The organism is Rhizobium sp. P2_G9, assembly GCF_056403475.1.
On the sequence record NZ_JBFUFK010000099.1, the window covers coordinates 1 to 8,199 of the forward strand.

At 58.6% G+C, this 8,199-nt stretch carries 8 protein-coding genes and 1 pseudogene; 5 read left to right on the forward strand and 4 right to left on the reverse strand.

Going from position 1 to position 8,199, the window contains the following annotated elements; translation table 11 throughout:
- Positions 1-98: pseudogene (locus AC1DYF_RS39615) on the reverse strand (IS6 family transposase); the annotation flags it as partial.
- A 107-nt stretch (positions 99-205) separates the two neighbouring features.
- On the opposite strand from AC1DYF_RS39615, the gene AC1DYF_RS39620 reads away from it, so the two are divergent.
- Positions 206-607, forward strand: a complete 402-nt coding sequence (locus AC1DYF_RS39620) for a response regulator (protein WP_477884346.1) — start codon at positions 206-208, stop codon at positions 605-607.
- Here the strand turns inward: AC1DYF_RS39620 and AC1DYF_RS39625 are convergent.
- The gene (locus AC1DYF_RS39625; protein ID WP_477884347.1) at positions 604-2,061 is read right to left on the reverse strand and encodes a sensor histidine kinase; all 1,458 of its coding nucleotides are present in this window, start codon (positions 2,059-2,061) and stop codon (positions 604-606) included. The genes AC1DYF_RS39620 and AC1DYF_RS39625 overlap by 4 nt on opposite strands.
- Positions 2,062-2,486: 425 nt before the next feature.
- On the reverse strand, positions 2,487-2,759 hold the full coding sequence (locus AC1DYF_RS39630; RefSeq protein ID WP_477884349.1) for an usg protein: 273 nt from the start codon (positions 2,757-2,759) through the stop codon (positions 2,487-2,489).
- A gap of 274 nt (positions 2,760-3,033) precedes the next feature.
- Between AC1DYF_RS39630 and groES the strand changes: the two genes are divergently transcribed.
- The 4 genes from groES (at position 3,034) to AC1DYF_RS39650 (ending at position 6,248) form a co-directional block, all read left to right on the forward strand.
- Positions 3,034-3,348 carry a co-chaperone GroES gene (groES, locus tag AC1DYF_RS39635; protein WP_477884351.1) on the forward strand — a complete coding sequence of 105 codons (315 nt, stop codon included), beginning with the start codon at positions 3,034-3,036 and terminating at the stop codon, positions 3,346-3,348.
- Positions 3,349-3,391: 43 nt separating this feature from the next.
- Complete coding sequence (gene groL, locus AC1DYF_RS39640) at positions 3,392-5,020, forward strand: chaperonin GroEL (RefSeq protein WP_477884353.1); 1,629 nt, start codon at positions 3,392-3,394, stop codon at positions 5,018-5,020.
- Positions 5,021-5,135: 115 nt separating this feature from the next.
- Positions 5,136-5,606 (forward strand): Hsp20 family protein, encoded by a 471-nt coding sequence (locus AC1DYF_RS39645; protein WP_477884355.1) that lies wholly within the window; start codon positions 5,136-5,138, stop codon positions 5,604-5,606.
- 267 nt (positions 5,607-5,873) lie between these two features.
- Positions 5,874-6,248 carry a hypothetical protein gene (locus AC1DYF_RS39650; RefSeq protein WP_477884357.1) on the forward strand — a complete coding sequence of 125 codons (375 nt, stop codon included), beginning with the start codon at positions 5,874-5,876 and terminating at the stop codon, positions 6,246-6,248.
- A 1,354-nt stretch (positions 6,249-7,602) separates the two neighbouring features.
- Here AC1DYF_RS39650 and AC1DYF_RS39655 read toward each other — a convergent pair.
- Complete coding sequence (locus tag AC1DYF_RS39655; protein ID WP_477884359.1) at positions 7,603-8,148, reverse strand: IS6 family transposase; 546 nt, start codon at positions 8,146-8,148, stop codon at positions 7,603-7,605.
- Between the last annotated feature and the right edge of the window lie 51 nt (positions 8,149-8,199).

Consider the following 8,199-nt stretch of genomic DNA (forward strand, 5'->3'; position numbering starts at 1 on the left):
CGCAAACTGAGAGGAAAGCGGAAATAGAGCCACACAGCATGCGCGATGATCTCAGCGGGAAAGCGATGGCGGCGGTACAGCGGATCACGATTTGTCATGGCCCATGATCGCACATCGAATTCCAAATTCCGTTAAGTTGACGATGCCCTTGGAACCATCGGTTCCACCTACACGTTACTAGCGCTCAACGTGTAACGGGTATTTTATGTCGCATCGAATCCTGATTGTTGAAGATGAGTCTCTCGTAGCCATGGAGCTTGAGGCAACGCTCGATGACATGGGTCACCAGGGCGTGGGCATTGCAGCTGATTCTGGGACTGCGTTGAGGCTGGTCGAGAAAGCCCCAGAGATCGCGTTGGTTGACATCAATCTGCGTGACGGCCCCACGGGCATTGCGCTCGGAGCGCGACTTTCGCAGGACTTCGGCTTGAACGTGCTTTACGTCACCGTTAATCCGAAGTCGCTCGGTGACGGTGTGCCCGGGACTATCGGCGTCCTGCCGAAACCGTACACTGCCGAGGATGGCGAGGCTGCGCTGAATTTGGTGACCAAATCCGGGCAAGCCCCGGCGCCGATGAAAGTATTTGCGCGACGCGCAACTGGCTAAGGGCGTCGCAAGCTCGAGACCGAGCATCGCAGCGTCATATGCAGGCCCTCAGGCATCCATTTCCGCTCGATGCTCCCGCCCAAGTGGCTCTCCGAGCTGATGGTCGCTAATTTCGTTCCGAAGCCCTGGCGGCTGGGCTCTCCGATAATTGGAGGTCCGCCGCGCTCGATCCACTCGATCTGGCATTCCTCCCCAGCCACAGTCGCAAAAATGGCAATCTGTCCGTCGGGCGCACTGAGCGCCCCATATTTTGAGGCATTCGTGGCGAGTTCGTGAAAGATCAATGCCAAGGGTGTCGCCGAGCGGTCGTCGATTTTGATTTCATCCCCGGTTATCTGTATCCGGTGTTCATCCAGCGCCGGATAGGGTTTCAGGATTTCTCGCATTAGATCTGTCAGAGTCGTATCGCCGGTAACTGGCTTGGAGTCTTCGCTGTGAGGGCGAGCAAAGTCGTGGGCGCGGCCCAGCGCGGCCAGCCGGTGTTGAATATCGGTGGCAAACTGCCGGCTTTCGGGAAACCGCCGCGCGGATAGCCCAATCAGGCCGTTGATAATGGCAAATATGTTTTTGATCCGGTGGCTAAGTTCATGGCTCAGAAGCGCTAAACTCTCCGACAGCTCTTTGGCTTCGTGGATATCAGTACACGTGCCGTACCAGCGAACAATTTCGCCTTCCAGGTTACGCATAGCCAATGCGCGGCCTAGAACCCAGCGGTATTCGCCGGAATGGTGGCGAAGACGATACTCGATCTCGTAAGGCGCGCCGGTCGCAAGAGAGGCTCGCCATACCTCCCAGGCCCGTGCTTGGTCGTCCGGATGGAACAGCCCATTCCAGCCTTCACCATCCGTGCTACCCACTGGCCTGCCGGTAAACTCGTACCACCTGGCATTATAGTAATCATGATAGCCATCAGGAAGCGTCGACCAGACGACCTGAGGCATGGAATCAGCCAGAGTACGAAAGCGTGCCTCATTCTGTCGAGCGTCCTCGAGCAGCCGTTCGATCTCGATGTCAGCAGATTTTAGGTCAGTAACGTCGCGTGAGATCGACATCAGGTGGCTCGGCTTGCCCAGCTCCCCACCAAGTGGGATAACTTCTACGTCCCAGAACCTTGGATTACCCGCCATCGTGTCGGCAAAAGCCGAGAACCGGGCGCTTTTGCCTTTGCGTGCGCTTTCAACCGCTTGCTTTGCTACTGCGTGACCCTCGCCCTGCCAGAAGTGCGACCAAGGGCTGTAGCGTATGATGTTGAAGTCCGAGACTTCCATCGCCCTCTGCCCGCTTTCGCTCATGAACAGCAGGCGACCCTGGAGATCCAGAATCGTGATACAGTCATTGCTGGTTGCCAGCACGGCGGTCAGAACAGTGTTCGAGTCAATGTCGGGAAAGGGGGAGGTAAAGGATGGATTGGACGCCTTGCCGGCTTCAGACGCCGCAGGATTGAAATCGGTCATTTTGCTCCGTTTATCGCGTCCGCGCATTTAAACTGAGCCATGCTAAGATTTAGCGGCATTGGCTCTTTCTATTGCGCGGGCGGTCCAATCGCAAACGAAAAGAGGCGGGCTCCGGTTTACATTCTGCTTCAGACCGCACCCGAGACAGGCGACCGGTTGATTTTCGAGCCAATAACCCCTTATTGCCCGCTTTTGTTCCGTTCATGCAGCCTTCACATCCAATCGCCATCCGCTATCGCCATTCTGACAACGCATTTTCGAGGACTAGCGTGAGAGAACTGTAAATGCTCGAATGTTCGTGCGTTAGCGTACCTGCGACAAGGTTTATAGGCGATCGCTTTTCCAGGCCATTCCCAGCTCAAGCGTATCCAGTATCGCGTTGGTGTGGCAGTCCTCAAAAGTGCTACTTCGCGGGCGAACGCTTGCTAATGCAACTTCAACTCCCCCGAAACCTGCCGCCATTCGTGCGGACCGACCAGTCTTTTGTGCGTGTACCTGACGGAATGCAGCGGACCGTCCAGCTTGTCTTCCCAGAACTCGAGGAACCTGCGCATTTCTGGAAATTCGGGGGCGAGGTCGTACTGCTGCCAGACGTAAGTCTGCAGCACGGACCCGAAATCGGGCATGCGGTAGAGGATGTGGGCGGTGGTGATGCCGTAGCCTTCGAGCTGAAGTTCAAAATCGGACTTAGTCTGCATGCCTTGGTCTCCATTTCGATGACCAGAAAAATTTGCCGCCAAGGGCGAACTCCGTCAACAGAAAACCAACGACGGGCAGAGATTATTGTTCCTCATCAGCCCGTTAGCAGCAATGGCGCAAGAGTGCTAATTTTTTCTCGGCGGCTCTTGAAATCCAAAAAATGCAAAACCAGATTTTTCGTCGCCGGACGCTCAGGGGAGTTCGGCACCCCGTTCCGGAATGGTCATCCAGTCCGACGGAGGGGAGTTCAACTTGTTTGTCCAGGAGGAAAACATGAAGTTCCGACCGCTGCATGATCGCGTCGTCATCCGCCGCATCGAGTCCGAGGAGAAGACCAAGGGTGGCATCATCATTCCCGATACAGCCAAGGAAAAGCCGCAGGAAGGTGAAGTCGTCGCCGTCGGTCCCGGTGCTCGCGACGAGCAGGGGCAGGTCGTGGCGCTCGACCTCAAGGCGGGAGACCGCGTTCTGTTCGGAAAATGGTCAGGCACCGAGATCAAGGTCGACGGCGAGGACCTGCTGATCATGAAGGAATCCGACATAATGGGCGTCATCGAAGCCCAGATCGAGCAGAAGAAGGCCGCTTAAGGCCTGTTTCAGTCATAACCAACTGCCTATGAAGGAGTGAACCATGGCTGCGAAAGAAGTCAAATTCAACACGGAAGCCCGCGAGAAGATGCTGCGCGGCGTCGACATCCTTGCAAATGCGGTGAAGGTGACTCTCGGTCCCAAGGGCCGCAATGTCGTGATCGACAAGTCGTTTGGCGCGCCGCGCATTACCAAGGACGGCGTTTCGGTCGCCAAGGAGATCGAACTCGAAGACAAGTTCGAGAACATGGGCGCGCAGATGCTGCGCGAGGTCGCCTCGAAGACCAATGATCTCGCCGGTGATGGAACCACGACCGCAACGGTTCTTGCCCAGGCCATCGTCAAGGAAGGTGCAAAGGCCGTCGCGTCGGGCATGAACCCGATGGACCTCAAGCGTGGCATCGACATCGCCGTCGACGCCGTCGTCAAGGAACTCAAGGCCAACGCCCGCAAGATTTCCAAGAACGAGGAGATCGCACAGGTCGGAACTATCTCGGCCAATGGCGATGCCGAGATCGGCCGCTACCTTGCGGAAGCGATGGAGAAGGTCGGCAATGAGGGGGTGATCACCGTCGAGGAAGCCAAGACCGCCGAAACCGAACTCGAAGTCGTCGAAGGCATGCAGTTCGACCGTGGGTACCTCAGCCCGTACTTCGTGACGAACCAGGACAAGATGAGGGTCGAACTCGAAGACCCGTATATCCTGCTCCACGAGAAGAAGCTCTCCAATCTCCAGGCCATGCTGCCGGTGTTGGAGGCGGTGGTGCAATCGGGCAAGCCGCTCGTCATCATCGCGGAAGACGTGGAAGGCGAAGCGCTTGCGACGCTGGTGGTCAACAAGCTGCGCGGCGGGCTCAAGGTCGCAGCCGTCAAGGCTCCGGGCTTCGGCGACCGCCGCAAGGCAATGCTCGAGGACATCGCCATCCTGACGGGCGGCACGGTGATCTCGGAAGACCTCGGCATTAAGCTCGAGAACGTGACGCTGCAGATGCTCGGCCGCGCCAAGAAGGTGGCGATCGACAAGGACAATACAACCGTCATCGATGGCGCTGGCTCGAAGGCGGAGATCGAAGGTCGCACGACCCAAATCCGCGCCCAGATCGAGGACACAACGTCGGACTACGACCGGGAGAAGCTGCAGGAGCGCCTTGCCAAGCTCGCCGGCGGCGTCGCTGTCATCCGCGTCGGCGGCTCCACCGAAGTAGAGGTCAAGGAGAAGAAGGACCGCGTCGACGACGCACTGCACGCGACGCGAGCAGCGGTTGAGGAAGGCGTCCTTCCGGGCGGCGGTGTCGCCTTGCTCCGCGCCGTTAAGGCGTTGGAGAATCTCGCAACCGCTAATCCAGACCAGCGCGTCGGTGTCGACATAGTTCGCCGCGCGATCGAAGCACCGGTTCGCCAGATCGCCGAGAACGCCGGTGCCGAAGGCTCGGTCATCGTCGGCAAGCTGCGCGAGCAGTCCGCGTTCTCGTGGGGCTGGAACGCCCAGACCAACGAGTTCGGCGATCTCTACGCACAAGGCGTGATCGATCCGGCAAAGGTCGTGCGCACGGCGCTCCAGGACGCTGCGTCGGTGGCGGGGTTGCTGGTGACAACCGAGGCAATGATCGCCGAAAAGCCCAAGAAGGACAAGGTTCCGGCCGTACCCGCCGGCGCGGATATGGACTTCTGACATGAGATCGGCGGCACGCCAAAGCGGCGTGCCGCTGGTAAACCGTCGGTCGCCTATTAAGGGGCCGACATCACCGGGACAATGTCCCTTCCATGTTGCTTACGAGGATATGGCTATGAGAACTGAATTCGACTTCGCGCCACTCTACCGTTCAAGCGTCGGCTTCGACCGGGTCTTCAATTTGCTCAACAATGCCCAGCGGCTCCAGAGCACCGAGGCATGGCCGCCCTACAACATCATACGCAAGGGCGAGGATGCCTATTCGATCGAGATTGCCGTCGCGGGCTTTGCGATGGGCGACCTTGACATCACCCAGGAACGCAACGTTCTGGTGGTGAAGGGCGGAGCGGCGCAGAAGAAGGATGGCGAATACCTGCACCGCGGCATCAGCGCCCAGTCGTTCGAGCGGCGTTTCGAGCTGGCGGATCATGTCCGCGTCGAAGGGGCCTCGCTCGCAAACGGTCTGCTCAAGATCACGCTCAAGCGCGAAATCCCTGAACAGGCCAAGCCCCGCCGCATCGAGATCGGCAACGGTTCGCCCAAGAACGAGCCGCTTCAGATCGAAGGCGACAGGCAGGCTGCGTGAGGCGAGCACATGCGCAAGCAACCCAAATCGTTCATCGTGGAAGTGAAGCGGCGTCGCGGCTCGACCACGTCCGCTGCCACCAAGTCGGGCTGGCTTCTTCGGTCCGTCCAAAAGTTGGCCGGAGATCGGCCCTTGCGCAGCGGAGACGTGAAGCCCGCATAGTGAACCGAGCAAAACACACGCGCCCAGAGGCGTGGAAAGTGGCCGTGCGGTGTGGTTCCGCGCGGCCGTCCCGATCCATAGACTGATTAGCCGTGGAGCGAAGAAATGAGAAAGGAACCTGAAAACACAACTTTCACCAACGAAGCGACGGCCGCCATCACCGTTTCGCAACTGCTCAACCCGGCGGCGTATTTCGATCATCCCCGGGACGTGCTCTCCGCCACCCATCTCGATAAAGACGAGAAGCGAGCCATCCTTGCCTCGTGGGCGTCTGACTTGCACGCCGTCGAGTCCATTCCAGCGCTGCGCTACTATCCCGGCACCAGACATGCCGTCTCCTATGACGAAATCCTTCGCGCGTTGAATGCTCTGGACCAGCGGGTTGATGTCGTCTCCGGAGACGGCGTCGTTGCAAGAGGGTCGAGACGGCCGCGCTGGCCGCTGGCCAGGCGACGCAGCAGATTGTGGAGCGCGCCATGAGATCAGCGCTCAGGGCGCTTGAAAACGGCGGTTCGTCCGAACCGAGGACGAGTGGTCCTCGTGGCGAACACCCAAGCTCCGGGGAGCCGTTTGGCTTGCCGGCCCCGAGGATGCGGAGGAGTACGCACAGGCTCTCTCGCGGATCGGGCCCGTGCGGCTATGGAGGCATTGCATTCCATCTCGGTTGGGGAGCGTCGCGGGCCAGCGCCGCCGAGACGATCCTGAGGCAGGCCGGAAGGCTTTCCTATGACAATGCTGGACGCGCGAGGCTTCGCGAACTATGACCCCGAACGAAATGACGGACGAGCAGGTGCTTGACGCTTGGCACGTTGCCAGAATGGCCCACCTTTACATCAAGGGAGAGGGCGCAATGGCACGGACGGCGTTGATGCTGAAGGCCGAGGCAGTGGCGATACGTCGCTTTGGTGTCGGGGAGCACCGGGAGGTATATCGAAGGCGCTATCCCGAGGCGGAATAGGCAGCCGCATTAATTTCGAAGAAGCGCATTTTGGTTGCATGGCTGATCGCTACCTCGCGGCAAATCAGCAGTAGGCCCGCCTCGTCGCGCCCCTTGAAATAAACGCCTTTTGGGCGTGCGAAAAATGCGGCCTTTCAGCGACCTCCAATTTTTCCCTGCGAGGGAATGCACCAGAAAACGCTGACCAAAATTTGTCAGTTTTGAAGGGGGCGCCCTGGTAGCAAAGACGCTGGTAGTTAGGGATCGCGAGGGAGCTAGATGTAGCACCTTGTCGATTAGCCAAGTGAATCCCCGAGAGAATATTCAGCGACACAGGAATGTGACCTGTATTACAGAAATACCAAGACGGGGCACTATCCCATTCGCCATGCAATCTACGCCAGTTCTGAGAAAGAGATTAAGATCACTAGCTTTTGGAATTGGAGCGATGGGCAAGGTCGCTCGCAAAATACAGAGGGTAATTACGGGCTTTATAAAATGTGAGTATTTCCATATGTTTGCTGAATTCACCCAGACCTTGAGGTCAAGTAGCGACGTGCGCCAGCAGGCGGTCCCGCATCACCGCTCCCATGGCCCAGCTGGTCGAGCAGCCAGGGAACACAGTCTCGGCCTGACCAGGCGCCGCGCCAAAAAGACCGCGGCTGCCATCAATTCAACGCGCATCGGACGAAAAGCGGGACACGCCCCGGCGATGGGTGATCGACCAAAGATCGACGGGGTCGTCACACCGGTTCGGTAAAACCCCAGGATTTGGCGGGCCAGCCACTCCTTCTCGGCAGCGGATTTCCCGCACCAGGGCTGCGCTACGATCGAGCGAAATGGCACTGTAAACTTAATGATCGCGCGACAGTCGTAGCCCGCTTGCGTCACGACGGTTCACATCCGCGCGATTCTCGCCCAGAGGTTCATCGCCTCTGAACGCAGTTCACGATGATGGCTGGATGAGATGTCGTGGCGGGGGATGTAAAACAGATTGGCGATCGGATCATGGATTGAGACGAAGTTGTCAGTGATCATCACTCTCGGCGCCCGCCCTTGGCTCTTCAACAGCTTGCGCATCACGCGCTTGGCCGCCTTGGCATTGCGGCGGCTTTGCACAAGAACCTCCAGGACGAAACCGTCCTGATCGACGGCGCGCCAGAGCCAGTGCTTCTTGCCGCCGATCGAAACGACGGCTTCGTCGAGGTGCCACTTGTCGCCCAGCCGGCCGGCTGAGCGGCGGCGGATCTCGCTGGCGAAGGCGCGGCCGAATTTCTCTGCCCACAACCGGAACGTCTGATGCGAGACAATAATCCCTCGTGCGGCCAGCATGTCCTCGACCATCCGCAAACTGAGAGGAAAGCGGAAATAGAGCCACACAGCATGCGCGATGATCTCAGCGGGAAAGCGATGGCGGCGGTACAGCGGATCACGATTTGTCATGGCCCATGATCGCACATCGAATTCCAAATTCCGTTAAGTTGACGATGCCCT